This window comes from Bradyrhizobium stylosanthis (assembly GCF_001641335.1).
GTDB classification, from domain to species: Bacteria; Pseudomonadota; Alphaproteobacteria; order Rhizobiales; family Xanthobacteraceae; genus Bradyrhizobium; species Bradyrhizobium stylosanthis.
This window is the reverse complement of record NZ_LVEM01000001.1, coordinates 635,023-653,926: the sequence shown is the minus strand read 5'-3', so window position 1 is coordinate 653,926 and position 18,904 is coordinate 635,023. Positions and strand designations below refer to the sequence as shown.

The window sequence follows — 18,904 nt, the reverse complement described above, 5'->3', positions numbered from 1 at the left end:
CTTCTCAGCGGTACCCGTCTGACGCGGCAGTGATAGCGACGGCGGCTTGCCGCCGGGCCGCTTCAGCCAGCGCCCCCGGCGAGAAGCACCTTAGAACACTTGGCCAGCCTTACTCTTCATCTCTCGCGCCCTTCGACCTGTATACGGGCCTGCTCGCGGACTTTCTCGAAGCTTTTGACGTTTCCTCTTTCGGGTCTCCACTGCAACGGCACGGCTGCGAGCGCGGCCATTGTCTCAACCCCATTCCTCTCCAGTTCGCCCATCTGCGATTTGCTGATGCCGGCCACGAGCGACATGTGATCGTCGGCCCTCCTTCGCTCGTCGCAGTGCCTCCGCCATCGGCATATCTCGCAGTGATCGATGGGCTCGGGATAGGCTGAGCCCAAGTGCGTCCTCGACACGGCTTCCTCCAGGCTGCGCCGGACACGCCGGTAGTAAGCTGCATAATCGGCGACGCGGTACGTCTCCGGCATGAAGTTGGTGCCGGGCGTGACGCGACTTTAGGCGGGCGCCTTGCCCGGAGGCAACGTCAGCGCCGTTGGCATCGACTTGGGGAAGGGCGATGGGGCTGACCAGTGCGGCGCCTGCTTTTAGTTCCCACTAAACGGAAGCGGATTTAGCGAAACTGAAGTCAGCTCCGCATAAATCTTACCGAGATCCAGATCGAGCATACTAATCAACTCATCGATCACTTCGACGACGCGCGTTTGTCGAGGTACGGCTCGATGATGATAGAGATCATTTCGGGCATGGCGGACCAGCGTGAAGTGCTGTCGAAACTCTGACGAGGTCATGCGTCCCTGAGGCCTGACTCTATGGGCCGAATTGAAGACCGATACCATCTCCGCCCAATGCTGTTCGATCAGCTTACCGACATGAGCCATGGTGCCTGCCGCAATGACCTGATAGCCCGTCGAAAAAGTGTGACGCCTGGTAGAAGCCGCTTCCCTCAAGATATGCTCGACCGTTCGAACCATATCCCGTGGCACCCTCACACCATACAAAGTGGACAGCGCAGTGGGATTTCGATTGGCCGCGATCTCCGCTTCGATCGGCCTCCACCAATCATCCCTCCTGTAGATCGTCTCCATGCGCGCGGCCACGAAGGCGCGAAAGGCAGTCTCGAAGATGAAGAAAAGGGGAAAGAGACGAGACTGTTCGGCCAGTTTTCGGTGAAAAACAGCCAGCGTCTGATCCCGGAGGTCGCGCCCTAGTGGAGACGTCGCGGCTTTCGCCGCCAACTCTCTCAGCGCAGGCTCCAGAAGTTCATGACTCGTTCTCGCGAGATCAGCCGCGAAAAGCTCGCTTTCCGCCCGCATCGGAACCCGACCCAACCTCGTATTAAATATGTTCAGAAGAGATTGGCGGCTCGACATAGCGCGTCTTTACTTTCCCGGGTTGACTTTGGAGGCCCTAACGGCGGATTATCACTTGCCCTGCCGACGAGGCTCCTCGCTGGAGCCGTGCTGCTTAGATGCGGACGCCGGCAGGTGCTTTTCCTCTTTCGGCTCATTCTGGTCTCGCCCGCCCTTCCGCCTTCCAGCGGGAGTTTCGAAGCGTGGAGCCAGTGATACGAACTCACCCTCCACATATTCTGGCTCCGTGATGCATACCCCGCGCTCCAACCGAAGCGCTCTAGTCGGGTCACCCCTGAACGATAGCCAGTTGAAGCTCGTAAGGACTGCGTACTCGCGATCCTTGATCAGTATCTTTTCGTGAGTGTTCCCAAGCCGGAGAAGAACGAAGTTGTCATACCTTCGAGAAAGCCTTTCAAGCTGCTCCGGTATCGGCTTCGCCTTCTTGCCACCTTGCTCGTCGAGACCAAAGCCTAGGTAGAAGCGCACTTTGCGCTCCAACATGGCTTCGATCTGCTTCAGCATCTTGGAATCCACGACCTGGGACGTGATCCAAGGACAAATGATCAGCAACCGATCCTTGGCGGTCGTGATCGCATCCCACAAAATCGGTGGATGCTCGAGCACGCTCAGACGGCGAAGCGAATTTCGCGGGAGTTGTGGTGTTCTTGGCGAGAGTGTCAGTCGAGGTTTCTTGCCGGCTGCTGGCACCTCGTCGATCTGGCGGTCGATCGCCGAAATTCGTCGTGAGAAGGAATCCGTCCCGATGAGATGGGGCTTCGCCAGATCCGTAAGAAGCCGTGCCTTCTTTGGACCTTCCGCGAGTGCGAAAGCCCTGCTGTGATCGTCAAGCAGCTTGGATTCTATCGCGAATGAAAGTTCGATCTCATCGCCGTCGATAGACCTGAACACAAGGACGGTCGCAGGCAGATGCAGCCGCATGCGGCGGTCGATGGCTTTGATCGCAAGAAGGTCTCTACGCGCCTCGCCTACTCGTTCCTGATTGAAAAGGCGCGCTGCCTGGGAAATGTCGATGTCTTCCGCCTCGACCCGCGTCGCTGGCAGTGCAGGAATCTCCTTTAATCCGAAATCAACGGCTTCTTTGCCCTTCAATAGCTGAATCGCCGGCGGCGCAATTGGCTTTCTCACAAGCCCGTCAAAGTAGATAGGCAGTGTCTGCTGCTCGGGAAGAATCTGCTCGAGCGACGTCACTGTCCGCTCGCCCTTGCGCGTCAGAATAAAGCGGTCGGCGTCGGAGAGATCGTTTGGAACGAAAGCCAATTCCTCAGCACGATAAAGTGCTTTGAGAGCCTGATCGACCATTCGGGACGGAATGCCGAGACAAGCGGAAATCTCGTCGCAAGTGTCCACCCCCAACTTCACGCATCGTAGGACAAATTCGAATATCGGCGGCAAGGGTGTATGCAGCAACAACGATGCGATGATGTAGATCTTGAATACGGGCAATCCGACTTCTGCAAAATCTATGAGTTCGAAACCAGGTCGATCCGAATGGTACCGTGCTGTCTCTTCCGGCGTCATTTGGCTGCGACCTCGACCATGCACTGGGTATTCCAATCGATCCAGTCGATCACCTCGCGAAACGGATTCTCTCCGTTTATCCCGGAGCAGAACTTCTTATCTCCGACGATCAAAAGCGCGTCCCGTCCGCGAGAAAGGGCGACGTTCAACCGCGGAGATTGATTCAGGAACCCTAGGTAACCGGAGTCGTTCGATCGTGTCACCGAATAGATGGCCATGTCGGCCTGTCTACCTTGGAATGCGTCCACCGTGTTGAGCAGAATGTTGATGTGGGTCCACTTGTGCGACAGAGGGTTCAGCGTCCGTTCCAATAGATTCCGCTGCTCCGCATAGCCTGTGAGAACAGCGACACTGACCTTCTTTGCTTCCTTCTTTCGGTCTAGACGCGCCAAACGGCGGTTGAGTGCCTGAAGTCTGGTCCTAATGAGTTCGCATTCCAACCGGTTCGATACGCCCGTGTCGCTTTCCGTCTCCCCCCGGGATGGGAGCTTCGACGTATCTAGCCAAGTGACTGGCGCTGGAAGAACCGGACTGAAGCTCCGACCATTGTCTTCCCGGCCGCATTCGAGCGTCTGATCCGGATAGAAGCAATGCGCAATCATGTCGCTGATGGGAGCGATCATGCGATGCTGAACCGTGAGAGCCGTTATGCAGTTTTTCGGAAGACGACGTTCCAGATACCCGAACAGCGATTCAGCAACCTCTTCGCGACGAAGGTCGTATCGCTCAAGTATTTCCTTGTCTCGAAGCGCCTCATCTTGAAAGGGAGGCAGTTGCTTGCTGTCTCCGACTAGCAGCCACTTTTTCGCCCTCGAAAGGGGGACGAGAACTTCGGTCGCCGTGGCCTTCGAGGCTTCGTCCACTATGCAGAGATCGAATGCGAGATCCGCGGCAGACCTCGGTCCAACTATGCCTACGCAGGTACCGGCAACGACATCAGCCATAGACAGGAATGGCGCTTCGAAATGATCCTGCCTGCCGAAGCGGGCGGTCCAATCCGCACCTAGGTTCATCAGCGACTTCAGGTGTTCGACGTCACCAGGGCCATCAAAATAGAGATCGATGAAATCCTTAAGGTGAGCGGGAGGCGCAGTAGCAAGCTCCTCTGCTTCGCCGCCCAGGGCCGTCAATTCCTGCTTAGTCAAATTGTGAACCTCGTTCGTCTGGCGGATCAAGTCGCGGATCCGAGCTATCTCCAACCGTCGCGCATTCACGCTGCCAGCCACGTCGAGGTCAATCCGTTGATCCTCGATCTCGGTAGCGCCCCGCTCCCTCATGCGTTCCAGCGAACGCTCTTCCTCTCGCAGGCGCTCGTTGAGCTGCGAAAGCTCCTGGTAAGTTGCGAGCAACTTCTCCAGCAGGATACCGATTGCTACGTTTCGATGATCGAGATTGAGCCGCGACGCTTCATTCTGGATGTAATTGTCGACACGCGCCGTAACCTCCTTCGTCCAAGCCTGGAGCCGGCTCGTCAACCGAAACGGCTCCACCGATACGGCGATTTTTTCGTCGTTGGTTCCCAGCCTGACGACCTCAATAGATCGTGACGCCAAAGGGCCTAGCTCGGTGAGGCGCTCGATGGCGTTGTCGATTGCGACGTTGGTCTGCGAGCAAAGCAGTATCCGAGCATCGGACGATCGCTCCAATGTCTGCAAGATAAGCTCGGCAATGAATGTGGTCTTACCAGTTCCCGGCGGCCCCTTGAGCAGGACCACTTCCGGAGCTCCAATTACCGTTTGGATCGCCTTCTGCTTGTCCGCGTCGAGGTCTTCCTGGAAGAACTTTGCGATCGAAACGTCCCCGGGTTGCTGGGCGATCTCGGGCTCGGTAAGAACATTAGCAAGTCGCGGGAGAGCGACGTTTTTTTGACGAAAGGCGTCCAGCGCCCGTTGTTGACGACGAAGAGCTTCACTCGACGCGTACACGCTGAACACGATATCCCCCGTCGGCCGCAGTTGACCGACGTCGCCCGCACTTACGTAGAACGTGACCTCGTCTCCTTGCACGGCCTCGACATGCCCCGTCAGAAATGAGCCGTCGTTTAGACGGACTTGACGAGGCTCATGCATCACTTCGGCAGGTATCGGACCGTAGGTCTTGAAGGTTACTCTTTGCCCATCCAAACTGAAGCGCACGTAGTGAATCGGGCGCTCGCGTGACGCCTCCACATCTTGCTTGGCCTGGAGGATTCGCGACCACATGTCGAAGAGACGTGTCTCGATATCGTCTTCCGAAGCTTGGTCCAGACTTGCCAGATGATCCGACAGCAGGTGCTGAAGCTCGGCAATCGCCTGCCGATCGGCCTGGCGGCCACGTGGAGCAAATCGGAAATCTATTGGTACCACCAGGGCGCTTTCGCGCTGCCGATCGAGCAGACCACTGGGCGTTTCTCGCGCACCCAAAATGACCAGCCGATCCTGCCCACGCACATCCACCCGAGCGTGATAGCTGAACGTCAGGCCGAGCAGTTGCAGATTATTGAGCAAATCGACTCGATCGTCCGAAGCTTCAGTCGGCAATGGCGGCATTGGCTTCAAACCGCAAACTGCGTTTAAATCGTCCAGTATTGCGTCTTCGACGTCACGTCGGTCACTCAGGCCGAATGATCGCGCGATAGCATCCGCTTTTTGCTCGTGTAGGTTCAGTTGACAACTCAACGCCGGGCGCTTCCTGCTGCTTACGCTACTACGGAGGCGCTCGATCTGGTGCAACAGCTGTTCCGCGGTGGCCGGCCGCTCGTCCGGATCGTCGCTTAAGGCCGACAGCAGGCACTCGCGCAAGCTACCCTCGAACGCATCGGTCGCGGAAGCGAATCGCCCGACGTCTTCATAGGTGGCAAGCGGGCGAGGCGAAGCGGCCCAAACAAACAGAGTTGCGAGCGCAAAGACGTCGCGCGTGAAGCTTCCAGAACCGTCGTCCGACTCCTTCGGGGTGAACGGTGGACTTACGAACTCCCGGAGCGTCCGTTCACTACGAAGGAAACGACGAAGCTTGGAAACGCCGAAGTCGGCAACTTTTGGGGTACCATCGTCGCTGAAGAGGATATTGCGGGGCGCCAGGTCTCGATGAACGATGTTTCGGGAATGGGCATAGGCGGTAGCCGCCGTTAGCGGACGTCCGATTGTCTCCCAGAAGCTACCCCACTCGAATCCTGAATTTCGCTCCTTCCATTTGAGTAGATCGGATTCCATCCATTCGAGCACGATGAATTTCTCGCCGGTGCCGGCCGTGCCAGATGAGAACATCTTGACGATATGAGGATGCTTCAGCTCCCCGAGCGCTGTCGTTTCTCGTTTGAACGCTTCGTCGAGAAACGTCGATGGCTCTACGGACGCCGTCAGCATCTTGATGGCTGCAGGAGCTCCACTTTCCAGCGAAACGGCTCGGTACACCCGAGCTGTCCGTCCCGTTGCGGGCGGCTGCCTAAGTATTGCGTAACCGTCCACAGCGGGAAAGCTCGAGGTCAATTGATCTTCTCTGCACGCCAGATTTTTGGGGGGAGAAACCCAGGGCTGTACAGTACACGTCGGACAATCGAAAAAATCAAGACTACTAAAGCCGCCCATCCAACGCTGAGCGGTTCGTGCATCCAGACGCTCGCAATCCGAGCTACCCCGACTCGCAAATCTGAATACCGCCGTGGATGCCAGTATATTGGCGACAGCGTGCGGGCGTTGACACAGGGCGCCATGCGCCGAGCACAGCCAAGTCGTACCAGAGGCGCAGGAATGGAGGTCGTCTGGATCGGTATTGACCCTATGGGTGAACTTCACACACTGAGCCATTTCCGGGCTCCTGTCCGATCGTCATCCGCTCGGTGTTGAAGCAGAGACATCTCGCGATCGATGAGGCGCATTATGAATCTGACTCTGAAAGAGCGCCCACGGTTTTATACCGAGTGCGACATGAGGAACGAGACGATCACCGAGAAGGCCGCGATGCCAGATCCCTTCGAGTTGGGTGAACTCAACCTTGCACTGCGAGGACGCCTGCTGCGCGACTCGTTCGGCGAAAGCGTGAAGCAGGTACGAGTCGCAGGGAAGACACTGCAGGAGATCGAAGGTGGACGCTTCAGCGTTTTGGTCGATGAAACTGGCGCTTTCATCAAGCAGAGTTTCACGCCTGATTCACCGTGACCAGCGCGGTGTGATGATCCCACAGCCGGTGCTCGTGACGATCTCAACGTACAGCGAACACAGCGAACGCTAGCCGGCGATGGAAGCGAGAACATGCTGTAGTTGGGCTTGCTGATTAGCGCGGCGGAGTTCGCCAACGTTCGCCGACGCTTATTCAACGGATATTTGACGACTTCTCCAAAACGGATCTAAGTCATTGAAATTTCTGGCGCTCCCTAGGGAACTGCGGAAAGCTATTAGCACCAATTGCTTAGCTGGATTTTTGGGGAAAGCGCCTACCATTGCATTTCAATGGATTTTACGCCCGGTCCCCAAACACTGCCAAAGCGCGATTCGCCCAGCGAAGCAGATTCAGGCGTTATTGGGTGATGCGCCGAAGCAGTTGGAGGGATGAGTGAGTGGCGTTCGCAAACGGTAGCTAGCGCACCTCTCAAAATAGATCTACAAGCTTGCAAACCATTGAACGCACAACATTATAGCCCCCAATGACGTCCCCATTGCTTCATTCACTGAATGACCTGCGGAACGCCTTGCTTAAATTGCCCGCGACAGGCGCCGACGGATTTGAAGGCCTGCTGGCTGTAGTTCTTGAGGAAATTTCCGGCGTACCGTTCCGGCTTGCCGGGAGTGGATCGCAATTCGGGCTCGATGGAAAAGCTGCGTATCAAAGCGACGGCGTTTGCTTTGAGGGCAAGCGTTACGACGGCGATATCCCGAGGACAGAAGTTCTTTCAAAAATTGCTGAACTGACTATCGGCGACAGGGGCGATGTGGACCTCTGGGTGCTTGGCGCGACGAAAGGAGTCAGAAGCCAACTTGTCGATGACGTCCGCGAACTGGCACAAAAGAGCGGGATCGCCACGCTGATACTCGATTGGAGCAGCACAGGCCTGCCCCCGTTAGCGGTTGCGCTCACAATGGCGAGTGCCGCGACTGAAAACTTTTTCGGACAGTATGTCAACGAAGGCGATCACGTTGCCAGGGCAACAGCCGCGCTGAAAGCGATTCGCGAGGACAACGGCTATACGGCGCATGCGACAAGAGTTCGTACGCAGCTCGAAGAATCAACCACGGGGGCAGGTCTCGCAAAGCGGGCCAACATCCGGTGGCTTACTGACGTTTTCTGCAGCAGACAGCGGGCACGACATTTCCTTCGTCAGCCCTTGTCTCCCGGCGACAAAGGCGCGGGACAACCCGTACCTAGGGATGCGCTCGTCAAGCAGATTGTGCCACTGCTGACAGGCAAGCCAAACGGCAAGATCGCAGCCGTTCTTGGTGATGAAGGGAATGGGAAGTCATGGGTGGTCGCCCAGAGCTGGCTCTCTATCGCTGATAAGCCTATCACGGTTGTATTCACGGCGGACGATTTCAATGAGTCCTTGGTTCCTGCCGACCTCACTGGACCGTTGATCGACAAGATCATTGCCCAGACCGACGGACCTGTATCGGAGGCGGCCCGCAACAGGTGGCGTCGGCGCATTGAACAGTGGAGCAAGGCCGGAACTCCGGACTCACCGCGTCTTGTCGTCATCATCGATGGCTTGAACCAGCGACCGAGAGTCGATTGGGCGCGGCTGATCGAGGCGATGGCTTCAGAACTGGACCGAATCGGCGGACGGCTCATCGTCACCGCGCGAACGGCCTTCTATGCAAGCCAGGTTAGAGGCCGGCTTTATTCGTCAACCGTCCAGGTGAATGTGCCGGAATGGACGGACGCCGAACGCGACGCAATTTTGGCTGCCCATGACATTCATGTGGCTGGTCTGCACCCCGCGGTCGCGATATCGCTTCGTAACCCTCGCCTGCTGGCGATCGCCCTTGAGCTGCTACAAAAAGCACAGATCGGGGAGATGGAAGAGCTGAGCGTCAGCCGTCTACTGTTCGAGCACATGCGCGCGCATGAACGCGACGCTCCGTCTCCGCGCCCTGCGAACGAATTCGCCCGCAAGCTCCAGGACCATGCACGGGAAGTTCTTTCCCGTGCGGCTACACAGAAGCGCGACGATCTGGAGGTGTTCGACGGCGGCCTGGAGGCTGTTTCTGACGGGCGCTTTTTTGTTGCGCTTGAGGGTGACCCGACCCGGTACCGCCTTGATGAGAATGGATTGACGTTGGCTCTCGGCTTTGCTGTGCTCGACGAACTGCGCGCGGCCCTGCGCAACAACCGCGACCTTGCGGATGCGCTTGGCATTATGCTGGAGCCAGTCAGCGCGCTTGATCGCACAGCCGATGTAGTCTTGGCCGCGTTAACCGTCGCCTGTCTTGATGAGAACTGTCCTACGGAGATCGGCGCTGCCATTGTCGGCGCGTTTGCTGAACTTCAAAATCCCAACACGGATCATTTTCCCGCCTTCGCAGCCCTCGCCGGAAAGCGCCCGGAAGCCTTCATGCAGGCGGCGCAGCGGCTCTGCCTCGCGGCGGAGCACCAGTCTAATTTCGACTGGGTACGGGTAGCGCTGCACAACGCGAAAGAAAATGACGGCGCGTGGGCCGTGATGATCCCCTGGCTCCAGTCTTGGCTTGGCCTCTATTCTTTGTCCCCCGCTGTGCGCATGTTGTCGCATCCCGGCCACGACCCCGCAGAGAAAGTGCAGGAGGAGCGGACAAAAATACAGGATAAGATCGATGCCGCGATGGGCACGCTGTCCGGGACCGAACGGCAGTTGTTGGACAGGCTGGTACGTAAGGATGACGGCGACCTGAATGCGCTATCGCGCTTCGCGTTCACGCTAATGGCCGGAAAGCCGCTTGCGCAGCTAACGGCTTCGCTCATGCACTGGAGTTTTACGAACGCGCTCAACACTTCCCCCTGGGCGCCATACAAAGAATTCACTGATCTAGTCCGCCTGAACGGCGCGGATTGGCAGCAGGCGCGAGAATCCATGTTGGATGCGAGCAAGGTACTGGAAGCGGTCGACGTTTCGCGCACCGGCAAGTGGGCCCTCGTAAACATATTGAGCGCAACGGGCGATCCTGCTGATGCGGCGAGGGTCGATGCTCTCATTGGCGAACTCACAGCAGACCGCCCGCGGTTCCAAGGCTGGCGTCGCGTAGAACACTACTGCGCAACCGATCCTTGCAATCCCGGCAGTGCAAAGCCCGAGAATATTGCGGCGACTGCCGCCAACTATGCGGCAATCGATGAAAAAGCCGTCCGCCTTTATATTGGAAATACCGACGTTGACCATTTCTTCGAAATGGCGCGCGCAGGCATGGCACGATTTGAGGCCCAGATCGCCATCGACAAACACCGCGCGTTCATCGCCGATGTGCTCGAGCGCAACGGCTTGCCCTTGCGCCAAGGAATTCTGGAGATGCACCGCCACAACGCTCTTGTTACGAGCGGACACGCGGAACGGCTTGTCGAGCGGGTGAGGGAGGGAACGGCCGGCGGCGGTCTCGGCGAAAATGATGCATGGTTCATTTCGCAATACCATCTGCTTGTCTCTTTTCCGCTCTTGAGCGCAAACCAGCAGATAGACGCACTGCTGTATGGAGACGTGAGTGACAACATCCTGCTAGACTTGATGGAAATAGCTAAGCCCCTTGAAGAAGCGGCATTTGAGGCACGGCTAGACCGCGCCGTTCGCGACAACGACGAGCGTGCACAATTTGTGACGCTCGCGTTCGCCAGGAGCACGGGCACGCCACTATCTTCGAATGCCCGCGCGCACCTGGCTAGGCTCACGCAAAGTCCGGTAGAACGGGTGCGCGCGCAGGCGCTCGGCCTGATTGTCGCCGTGAGCGACGAACAGTCGATCGATGCCGTACTCAAGTCGGGATGGACCGTAACGCAGACAAGCCAGGACGATGGATACGAGGCCTGGTATGGCTCGCTATTGGTTATCGAAGCTGCCAAGCGGAAGATGATCTCGTTTGATGAGGCGCTGAATCGAATGACGCCAGCGCTCTACGGAGCTGCGGCGAAAAGATTGGACAATGAGGCGCTACGCGGCATAGCGCAGCGGATTGACGCGTCGATCAAAGCCGCCGCCGGCCTATCGCTCGATATTGCCGTACCCGATATCGAACTGCGGCATCGGGATGGGGACGGCATCGAACCTGCCCGCTATCTTGCCTCCGAAAAGTGTTCTCCGTCGCACGATCCTGTAGAAGCGCTGCGGTTGATGTCGGAAACGAACGAAGCCTTTGAGGAGCGGCAGAAACGACTTTCGGAAGCCTTCGAAGCGTTCAAAGCAGAACTCACCCGCACAAAAGCACAGATCATCCTCGACGGCCTCAGGATGAAAGAATTTGACGCTATAGCAGAGTCGGATCGCGAATTTGCTGAGAGTTGGTTCGATTTCCTCGCCGGTCTGCCGAAAGCCCGTCGGCGCGCCGTTCACAACATCGGATTGCTGCTGGCGCATGCGCTCGCCAACTGGAACCCGGAAAAGGCGGCTTGCTTGTTCTCCACATTGAGAGATGGCGAGTCTTTGGTGCGCATTACTTTTGGACGCGCGTCTCTGCCGCTCGATGCAATCAGTCTGTGGTCAGCAAAGGATCACATCGCGATAGAGGCTCTCCGGTTCGACCGCCTAGACAAGGCCGGCAATGACGACGATCTCGCGACGGAGGTCCTGGCGGCGCTTTGGAACGGGAAGCAGAGGTCCCTTCAAGGCTACATCGAAGCGCGTTTGCAGACAGGGCGGCCGGCGGATATCGCACGGGCATTGATGGTGGCGGGTTTTTGTGAGCGCAGCGACTTCAATGAAGGCGTGCTCAAACGTTTCAAAGGCACCCCCGGATTTATCGGGAAAGCGGCGGCCGCGGCAGAATACGCATACGAGCGAAATACTTGGTCCCATCACTGGTTCGAAAGCATGCGCGAAGCGCAGCGGCCCGAGGATTTCTGGTCCTCCGCGGTCTTGCTTGCGAAGGTTGCCGATGGCCGGATCGATCTCTGGAGAAAAGACAATCCTGCCCCGGGTAGCCCACACAGCCTGTTCTGGCCGAGCGTCGAAAAAGGTGTCGAGCAGCGCATTAAGAAATGGCGCGAACAACGCAAAAAGAAGCTCTTTGGCGATGATGCTCCCGCCAAAGTCTTCCTATCCTAATAGTAGAGCCCGGCAGACACTTCGTGATTTCAATCTCCGTCGCAATGACGACTGCTTCGTCGTCCCCAGTCGGTCGGCTAGTCGGGCCTAATGCTCTCATTCATCTATTAGTATGCAGCGCTTCCAAGTCTTCCTTCGTTTAGTCCGCCAGACCCCTTCTAGCGGCCTAGCCGAGCATTTTTGGTGCATTTTAGCTCCGCCCGGCTACCTACCCCTACCCCGGCCGGAAACACCAAAAAAACGTGCTGTTTCGTCGCCAAAGCCAAGGGCGATGATCAAATGTCGCCGAACTTACCTCATAGGAGGCCGTGCAAGCGCCTGCACGGATTTCATTCCTATATTTAGCCGACGCCACAAGACCCGGCATCACTGATGATCCTAACTCCCCTTCTTTGTCAGACGAGCCATTGCCTCGGCTCGACGCGACGCCGCAGACAAACTCCCCAAACCCAGAATGAACATTTGGGGAAATCGGCAAAAAGCTGAGCGATCACAACGCGAGACGGCCCCGACTGGCGCTCCCTAGGGGAATCGAACCCCTGTTTCAGCCTTGAGAGAGCCCCTCTTATCTAAGTCGATCAAGAGAAGATGATCGGTCTCTTCTTCTTCGCTTTCGCTAGCTCACGATGATTTCTGGCTCTTTCGACTATCTCACAATACTCCAAGCTTTACCTCGCTTCAGTAGAGTGACTACCGGGCACTGTGATTGAATGACTCAACGCGGCGTTCTCTCTTGTCCATTCCTCCTTCGATTTCGCGATCACCGACGCAGAGGCAAATGCCAAACGCGCCGTGGTCGCACTCGGAATGACCGGTGTCGTGACGGGAAAGCGCGCAGCTGGAATAGCGATGAATATCAAGCATAGGAGAAAGGTCATGCCGCGGCGCCCGGCAAAGGTTACGCAAGCCGACCTCGCCCGCGCGATCCGAGCTGCCAAGGAGGCTGGCGCGAGCGCGGTCAGCGTCGGTCCAGATGGCGTTATTCGGATTATACTGACCGGTGCCGCGCCGACCAATCCCACAACCGGTCTTGACGAAATATGGATCCCATCGGAGGCGCTGCAGCGTTACCTGAAAAGCACCGAAAGCGGGTGAAACGCACCTTATGCAATTGATGCGGAGTCACCGCATCGCTAGACTCCAAGTATTGGTCCACGGAGACGCCAATGCTTGGGACGGAAAGACGCGACCCCCGCGCGCCCGGGGATCGCCGGATGTATCTCTACTTCAATTATTCCGAGTCCGGCTCGCTGCGCTGGTACGTCAAGGTCAGCAGCAAAGGCCGAAGGATCGGGATCGCCGAGGAATACGGAACGTCAGCGTTCGACGCCGCCTATGAGGCCGGCGTTGCGACGCTGGGGGGAGTTCTGCGCATGCGTCGCGTCAAGGGCATCGCGAAGCCGGATCAACCGGAGCGCCGCTATCTGCACGTCGACGTAAGCCAACGAGGTCAAGTCAGGTACTACGTGCAACTGCGCAACAAGCTGCCGAAGATCCGGATCAAGGCCGAGTACGGAACAACTGAATTCATCACGGAGGTTGATGCCGCGGTTGCCGCCCAAATCGCGCTGTACGGCGACCAGAGCGATTACATCAACGCGCAGAAGCAGCGCAACGAGGAGCGCCCTGCTCTACCGAAGACCCCGGCACGCCCTGGTACGCTGCGCTGGTACTGGAACGGCTATAAGCAAAGTGATCACTGGCTGGGCGACCTCAGCGTCGGTCACGAGGGCCTTGCGGAATCGACCCGGCTCCAGCGTACTGGACTGATCGAGTCGCTGCTGCCCGAGAATGGCGAGAAGCCGTTTGCGGTGCTGACGCGTAAAGTCATCAGAGCGGAGATGAAGGCGCGTACCCCGTCGCAGGCGGGCAACTTACTATCGGCGGTTCGGGGCATGATGCGCTGGATGATCGACGAGGCGCATCTCGACGAGGACGACGATCCGACCATCGGTCTGAAGTCCGGCAAGGCGAAAGCGAGCCGCGAGAGCGGCGGCTTTCTTCCTTGGACCGAGAACGATATGGCCCTCTATCGTGCGAAGTGGCCGCTGGGCACCGAAGCGCGGCTGATGTTCGACATCCTGCACTACACATTCCTGCGGCTTGGAGATGCCCACCGTTTCGGGCCACCTCACCTGCGGCAGATCGTTCGGAAAATGGCTGTGCAGATCGCCACCGAGAAAAGCCGGGGCAACACGACCGTCACGGTGCCTGTCCATCCGGAATTCGCTGAAAGCCTGAAGGCGGCTCGAGCGGCAAACATCATCGGCTCTGAGGTCTTCACCGGCAAGCTTGTGCGCGGCAGGGTCCTGCCGATGAACAAGAAAGCCTGGGCGGCCAAGCTCAAGAAGTACGCGGTCCTGGCAGGCGTCAACGAGCCAAAGAAGAGCTGCCATGGCGTTCGCAAGGCCCGGGCGGAAGTGGCGGCCTATGCCGACTGCACCGAGAGCCAGATGATGGCCATGTTCGGCTGGACGGACCCCAAAATGCCCGCCCACTACATCGCACAAGCGAACCGGGAAAGACTTGGAATCAGCGGGATGGAGAAGATCGTGACTTTTGATCAGAGCCAATCGCTCGACGACTGGCTCGGGGCACCACCGGCGAACAGCAGGCGAACGCCAAGCCGGAACGGAGTGGTAACTTTCCCGGGTAAAACCCAGAAAAAAGCCTAATCATTTCAATGTGAAATGTGGGTTTATGGTGCGCTCGGAGGGACTCGAACCCCCACGGTGTTACCCACTGCCACCTCAAGGCAGCGCGTCTACCAGTTCCGCCACGAGCGCTAGGAGATACCGGCCTGAGGTCGTTAGGCTGGCCGGATCAGCGGCCGCCGATCTAACAAATCCATCAGGGGGATACAAGCCTGCAAAGGCCCTGAATTCCACAAGCTTGGCAGGAAACTTGGCAAGAAAATCACGATCCCTGCCCGGATCGGTCCTATCGGCTGTCCGGACCGCTACCGCGTACCCGGCCCTACCGCGTCCCCTGCGTGCGCGGCAGCATCTGCTTGACCTCGACCGCGATTCGGTTGCGGTCGACCAGCACGACGCCGGAGGCGACGGGCAGGTTGTTGGCGAGCACCTTGACCTCGTCGGCCTCGGTTGCGTCCAGCTCGATGATGGCGCCGCGGGAAAGACGTAATACTTGATGGATCGGCATCGTGGTCGTCCCGAGGACGACCATGAGATCCACGGTGACTTTATCGAGAGTGGGCACTGTCGGGACCGCCGCAACTGGAGACTTACGCCAAGGACTTGGCATTTGCTCCCGAGATGATCACCACGTTATGGTTAGCCAATGGTTAATTCGCCTCAAAACCCCCGCCAAGAGCTCGATTTGACGTCGTTTTCCGCCGCTGGCGGCGAACCCGTCGAATGGCGAATCTCGGATGGCCCGGTGCCCTATCCGGAGGCCGTGGCCGCGATGGAGGCGCGGGTTGCCGCGATCGCGGCGGGCGAGGCGCCGGAGCTGGTCTGGCTGCTCGAGCACCCCCCGCTCTACACATCGGGCACCTCGGGCAAGGACAGCGACCTGCTCGATGCCCGATTCCCGACCTTTGCCACCGGGCGCGGCGGGCAGCTGACCTATCACGGGCCCGGCCAGCGGGTGGCCTACATCATGCTCGACCTCAAGCGCCGCCGGCCGGATGTGCGGGCCTATGTCGCGAGCCTCGAGGAGCTGATCCTCAAGACACTCGCCGCCTTCAACGTCCGCGGCGAGCGGCGCGAGGACCGGGTCGGCGTCTGGGTGAAGCGGCCCGACAAGGGGCCTGAACACGAGGACAAGATCGCGGCGATCGGGGTGCGGCTGAAGCGCTGGGTCTCGTTCCACGGCATCGCCATCAATGTCGAGCCGGAGCTGTCGCATTTCGCCGGCATCGTGCCCTGCGGCGTTGCCGATCCCCGCTACGGCGTCACCTCGCTGGTCGATCTCGGCCAGCTCGTGACCTTGGCCGATGTCGACGTCGCGCTTCGGCAGGCCTTTGAAGAGCTGTTCGGACCGACCAAAGCGTTGGTGCCGGAAGCGGTGGTCTAGCACTTTTTCTGTTCGAGCCCACCGCGCGTCCTCCGTTCGCTGCGGAATCGGCTATGCTCGTTTCAGGCGCCGCCCACGCCTCCCCCCTCCGCCGGGAAAGCAGACCTCATGCCGGGCGAGTTGCTCATCGGACCGACTGTTCGAGCGCCGGCATAAGGAGGGATTGCGTTTCTGCTCGCAATGGGAGGTTCTGACGATGAAGCTTTCTGCGCCGATCTATCATCTCAAGCGAAAAGCAAAGCGCCTGTCCCGCGAGGCCGGCATTCCGTTGCACGACGCGCTCGACCGCGTCGCCGCAACGGAGGGGTTTTCCGCCTGGAGCATGCTCGCGGCGAAGGCCGCGGCCATGACGCCGGCCCATCGCATGTTTCCGCAATTCCGGCCCGGCGACCTCGTGCTGGTCGGCGCACGGCCCGGTCAGGGCAAGACGCTGATGAGCCTCGAACTGGCCATCGAGGCCATGAGATCCGGCCATCGCGCGGCGTTCTTCTCGCTCGAATACACCGAGCGGGATGTGCTTGACCGCCTGCGCGCGATCGGCGTGGAGCCGGCGCAGTTCGACAAGCTGTTCGAGGTCGATTGCTCCGATGCCATCAGCGCCGACTACGTCGTGAAACAAATGGCTTCGGCGAAGCGCGGCACGTTCGTCGTGATCGACTATCTGCAACTGCTCGACCAGAGGCGCGAAAACCCCGATCTCACCGTGCAGGTGCGCACGCTGAAGTCGTTCGCGCGCGACAGGGGTTTAATCGTCGCCTTCATCTCGCAGATCGACCGGTCCTACGATCCCGCGTCCAAGCCCTGCCCCGACCTCGACGACGTCCGCTTGCCGAACCCGCTGGACCTGATGCTGTTCGACAAGACGTGCTTCATCAACAATGCGGAAGTTCAGTTCCGGGCCGCAAGCTGAAGACTTCGGGCCGCGGGCGAGATGGCTCACCCGCGGCCTGCGAGATCATGCCGCCTGCAGCGCAACCTCGAGCTTGCCGGCGATGTAGCGCCGCTCCTGCGTCAGGCCGCCGAAGCCGTAGGCATCGCCCCTGACCTCGTCGACATGCAGATAGGTCTCGGGATGCAGCGGGCCCAGGATCTCGGCCATGCGCTTGAACATCGCGGCGAGATAGGCCGCCTTCTCGTCCTTGGTGTTGGTGCCCTCGCTGACGTGGATGTCGATCCAGTAGCTGGCGAGCTTCTGCTCGGCGAGCGACTTGCCGCCGGCAAACCAGTCGTTCGCATCGACCGGCTTCACGATGATGGCGGTGACCTTGGGGTCCTTGTGCAGGATCTTTGCGGTGAGGTCGGACACGGCGCTCGCGATGTCGGCCTTCAGCGAGGGCGACTGGCGGGACGAAGTATAGGCTACGGTGATCAGGGGCATTGTCGTTCTCCTCAGGATGTCGCGCTGTTTGCGCGGCGTTGGTGAGAAGCTAGACCTCCCCTCGTCATTTTGATATCTTATCTCTATTGATACCAGTGATAACATATCATAATGACAGCAACACTCGACATCGCCACGGTCCAGGCCTTCCTGCTGGTCGCCGACCTCCAGAGTTTTACGCGTGCGGCCGAAGCGCTCGGCACGACGCAGGCGGCGGTCAGCCTCAAGCTGCAACGGCTGGAAAGCTTGCTGGGCAAACGCCTGGTCGAGCGCTCGCCGCGCGCGGTCCGGCTCACGGCGGATGGCGCCGGCTTCCTCGATCGCGCCCGCGCGCTGATGGCGGCGCATGACCGCGCGCTCTCGGCCGAGGCTCCCGTCGCGCAGTCGCTCTCGCTGGGCATCTCCGATCATGCGGCAGGTCCTGAACTCGTGCCGCTGCTCGAACGCCTGCACGCGATGTCGTCGAACCTCACCCTCGCCGTCACCATCGGCTTCTCGCGCGAGATGCAGGATGCCTATGACGCCGGCGAGCTCGATGCCGTGATCGTCCGCCAGGAAGGCAGCCGTCGCGGCGGCGAGAAGCTGACGGAGGACGAGTTCGCCTGGTTTGCGTCGCGACGCTTCGCCTTGCCGAAGGGCGAGCCACTGCCGCTCGCCACCCTCGCCCCGCCCTGCGGCGTTCGTGCCGTCGCCGTGCGCGCGCTCGACAAGGCCGGCATTGCCTGGCGCGAGCGCTTCGTCGGCGGCGGCGTCACGGCGGTGGTCGCCGCCGCGCTTGCCGGGCTTGCCATCGCGCCGCTGGCGCGACGGATCGCGCCTCCCGGGCTGATCGACATCGGCCCTGCGCACAAGCTGCCGAAGCTCGGCAGCTCGAAGGTGATGCTGCATTCGAAAGTCAGCGATCCCGCCAAGCTGGCGGCGCTGCGTGCGGTGGCGGCGACGTTCCGGAGCGTGGCGGCTTAGCGCTCAGCTCGTTGTCCCTAGTCTTCTCCCGTGTATCTGCCCGCCACGCGCCAGTAAACGAGCCCGGCCGGGCCCCCGGCGAGGACAAACGCAACGCCGAGCAAACCCATGTCCTTGAAGAGCAACGCGCAGAACAATGCGCCGATCAGGAGGCCGGAGCCTACGTAGAACGACGTGGCGCGAGTGCGCAGACGTTTGCCAAGCCAGATCAAAATGGCCGCTGGAACGCTCGTGAGGGCACAGGTCACGAAGAATGTCAGCGGCACGATGAAAACCGCTATCGCGAACGTGCCGTCCAATATCCGCTTCGGGCTACGCTCAGGCGTAATCAGAGCCAGAACTACAAAGATAATCGTATCCAGCACGGCTGTCGCAGTCAGGCATCCACGAAACCAGCCGTCGAACGCCCGAAGACGCGCCTCGCAAGCCATCACA

The 18,904-nt window shown here is 59.3% G+C and carries 14 protein-coding genes and 2 tRNA genes; 7 read left to right on the top strand and 9 right to left on the bottom strand.

What is annotated here, in order from left to right; all coding sequences use genetic code 11:
* Positions 1-116: 116 nt before the first annotated feature.
* The 4 genes from A7X65_RS43000 to A7X65_RS03250 form a co-directional block, all read right to left on the bottom strand.
* A complete protein-coding gene (locus A7X65_RS43000; protein ID WP_208608597.1) occupies positions 117-296 on the bottom strand; it encodes a hypothetical protein in 180 nt (59 codons plus the stop codon).
* Between the two features lie 294 nt (positions 297-590).
* Positions 591-1,376: a hypothetical protein gene (locus A7X65_RS03260; RefSeq protein ID WP_156527612.1), complete on the bottom strand. Its 786-nt coding sequence runs from the start codon at positions 1,374-1,376 to the stop codon at positions 591-593.
* Positions 1,377-1,427: 51 nt separating this feature from the next.
* Positions 1,428-2,897, bottom strand: a complete 1,470-nt coding sequence (locus A7X65_RS03255; RefSeq protein ID WP_156527611.1) for a phospholipase D-like domain-containing protein — start codon at positions 2,895-2,897, stop codon at positions 1,428-1,430.
* Positions 2,894-6,463 carry an AAA domain-containing protein gene (locus A7X65_RS03250; RefSeq protein WP_245323408.1) on the bottom strand — a complete coding sequence of 1,190 codons (3,570 nt, stop codon included), beginning with the start codon at positions 6,461-6,463 and terminating at the stop codon, positions 2,894-2,896. Before A7X65_RS03250 ends, A7X65_RS03255 begins: the two co-directional genes overlap by 4 nt.
* A 291-nt stretch (positions 6,464-6,754) precedes the next feature.
* On the opposite strand from A7X65_RS03250, the gene A7X65_RS03245 reads away from it, so the two are divergent.
* On the top strand, positions 6,755-7,033 hold the full coding sequence (locus tag A7X65_RS03245) for a hypothetical protein (protein WP_156527610.1): 279 nt from the start codon (positions 6,755-6,757) through the stop codon (positions 7,031-7,033).
* Between the two features lie 497 nt (positions 7,034-7,530).
* A complete protein-coding gene (locus A7X65_RS03240) occupies positions 7,531-12,090 on the top strand; it encodes a hypothetical protein (RefSeq protein WP_156527609.1) in 4,560 nt (1,519 codons plus the stop codon).
* A 513-nt stretch (positions 12,091-12,603) separates the two neighbouring features.
* Here A7X65_RS03240 and A7X65_RS41435 read toward each other — a convergent pair.
* Positions 12,604-12,672: transfer RNA gene (locus tag A7X65_RS41435), tRNA-Glu, on the bottom strand.
* A 267-nt stretch (positions 12,673-12,939) separates the two neighbouring features.
* Here A7X65_RS41435 and A7X65_RS03235 point away from each other — a divergent pair.
* Positions 12,940-13,185 (top strand): hypothetical protein, encoded by a 246-nt coding sequence (locus A7X65_RS03235; protein ID WP_156527608.1) that lies wholly within the window; start codon positions 12,940-12,942, stop codon positions 13,183-13,185.
* A 119-nt stretch (positions 13,186-13,304) separates the two neighbouring features.
* Positions 13,305-14,765, top strand: coding sequence for a site-specific integrase (locus A7X65_RS03230; RefSeq protein ID WP_063682887.1), 1,461 nt, complete (start codon positions 13,305-13,307; stop codon positions 14,763-14,765).
* Positions 14,766-14,791: 26 nt separating this feature from the next.
* Here the strand turns inward: A7X65_RS03230 and A7X65_RS03225 are convergent.
* Both A7X65_RS03225 and A7X65_RS03220 read right to left on the bottom strand, forming a co-directional pair.
* A tRNA-Leu gene (locus A7X65_RS03225) sits at positions 14,792-14,876 on the bottom strand.
* 190 nt (positions 14,877-15,066) lie between these two features.
* Positions 15,067-15,309 (bottom strand): FliM/FliN family flagellar motor switch protein, encoded by a 243-nt coding sequence (locus tag A7X65_RS03220; protein WP_008141759.1) that lies wholly within the window; start codon positions 15,307-15,309, stop codon positions 15,067-15,069.
* An 81-nt stretch (positions 15,310-15,390) separates the two neighbouring features.
* On the opposite strand from A7X65_RS03220, the gene lipB reads away from it, so the two are divergent.
* Both lipB and A7X65_RS03210 read left to right on the top strand, forming a co-directional pair.
* Positions 15,391-16,128, top strand: coding sequence for a lipoyl(octanoyl) transferase LipB (lipB, locus tag A7X65_RS03215; RefSeq protein ID WP_063682886.1), 738 nt, complete (start codon positions 15,391-15,393; stop codon positions 16,126-16,128).
* A 196-nt stretch (positions 16,129-16,324) separates the two neighbouring features.
* A complete protein-coding gene (locus tag A7X65_RS03210; protein ID WP_063682885.1) occupies positions 16,325-17,038 on the top strand; it encodes a DNA helicase in 714 nt (237 codons plus the stop codon).
* 45 nt (positions 17,039-17,083) lie between these two features.
* Here the strand turns inward: A7X65_RS03210 and A7X65_RS03205 are convergent, their stop codons facing one another.
* Positions 17,084-17,506 carry a tautomerase family protein gene (locus A7X65_RS03205; protein ID WP_063682884.1) on the bottom strand — a complete coding sequence of 141 codons (423 nt, stop codon included), beginning with the start codon at positions 17,504-17,506 and terminating at the stop codon, positions 17,084-17,086.
* A gap of 111 nt (positions 17,507-17,617) precedes the next feature.
* On the opposite strand from A7X65_RS03205, the gene A7X65_RS03200 reads away from it, so the two are divergent.
* A complete protein-coding gene (locus A7X65_RS03200) occupies positions 17,618-18,469 on the top strand; it encodes a LysR family transcriptional regulator (protein ID WP_063682883.1) in 852 nt (283 codons plus the stop codon).
* Between the two features lie 17 nt (positions 18,470-18,486).
* Here the strand turns inward: A7X65_RS03200 and A7X65_RS03195 are convergent, their stop codons facing one another.
* Positions 18,487-18,900: a hypothetical protein gene (locus tag A7X65_RS03195; RefSeq protein ID WP_063682882.1), complete on the bottom strand. Its 414-nt coding sequence runs from the start codon at positions 18,898-18,900 to the stop codon at positions 18,487-18,489.
* Between the last annotated feature and the right edge of the window lie 4 nt (positions 18,901-18,904).

Excerpts from the sequence above, each read along its gene's own strand:
- A7X65_RS03195 (WP_063682882.1), bottom strand. The coding sequence starts at position 18,900 with ATGGCTTGCGAGGCGCGTCTTCGGGCGTTCGACGGCTGGTTTCGTGGA.
- A7X65_RS03205 (WP_063682884.1), bottom strand. The coding sequence starts at position 17,506 with ATGCCCCTGATCACCGTAGCCTATACTTCGTCCCGCCAGTCGCCCTCG.
- A7X65_RS03250 (WP_245323408.1), bottom strand. The coding sequence starts at position 6,463 with ATGGGCGGCTTTAGTAGTCTTGATTTTTTCGATTGTCCGACGTGTACT.
- A7X65_RS03235 (WP_156527608.1), top strand. The coding sequence starts at position 12,940 with ATGAATATCAAGCATAGGAGAAAGGTCATGCCGCGGCGCCCGGCAAAG.
- A7X65_RS03200 (WP_063682883.1), top strand. The coding sequence starts at position 17,618 with ATGACAGCAACACTCGACATCGCCACGGTCCAGGCCTTCCTGCTGGTC.
- A7X65_RS03230 (WP_063682887.1), top strand. The coding sequence starts at position 13,305 with ATGTATCTCTACTTCAATTATTCCGAGTCCGGCTCGCTGCGCTGGTAC.
- A7X65_RS03210 (WP_063682885.1), top strand. The coding sequence starts at position 16,325 with ATGAAGCTTTCTGCGCCGATCTATCATCTCAAGCGAAAAGCAAAGCGC.
- A7X65_RS03245 (WP_156527610.1), top strand. The coding sequence starts at position 6,755 with ATGAATCTGACTCTGAAAGAGCGCCCACGGTTTTATACCGAGTGCGAC.
- A7X65_RS03255 (WP_156527611.1), bottom strand. The coding sequence starts at position 2,897 with ATGACGCCGGAAGAGACAGCACGGTACCATTCGGATCGACCTGGTTTC.
- A7X65_RS43000 (WP_208608597.1), bottom strand. The coding sequence starts at position 296 with ATGTCGCTCGTGGCCGGCATCAGCAAATCGCAGATGGGCGAACTGGAG.
- lipB (WP_063682886.1), top strand. The coding sequence starts at position 15,391 with ATGGTTAATTCGCCTCAAAACCCCCGCCAAGAGCTCGATTTGACGTCG.
- A7X65_RS03260 (WP_156527612.1), bottom strand. The coding sequence starts at position 1,376 with ATGTCGAGCCGCCAATCTCTTCTGAACATATTTAATACGAGGTTGGGT.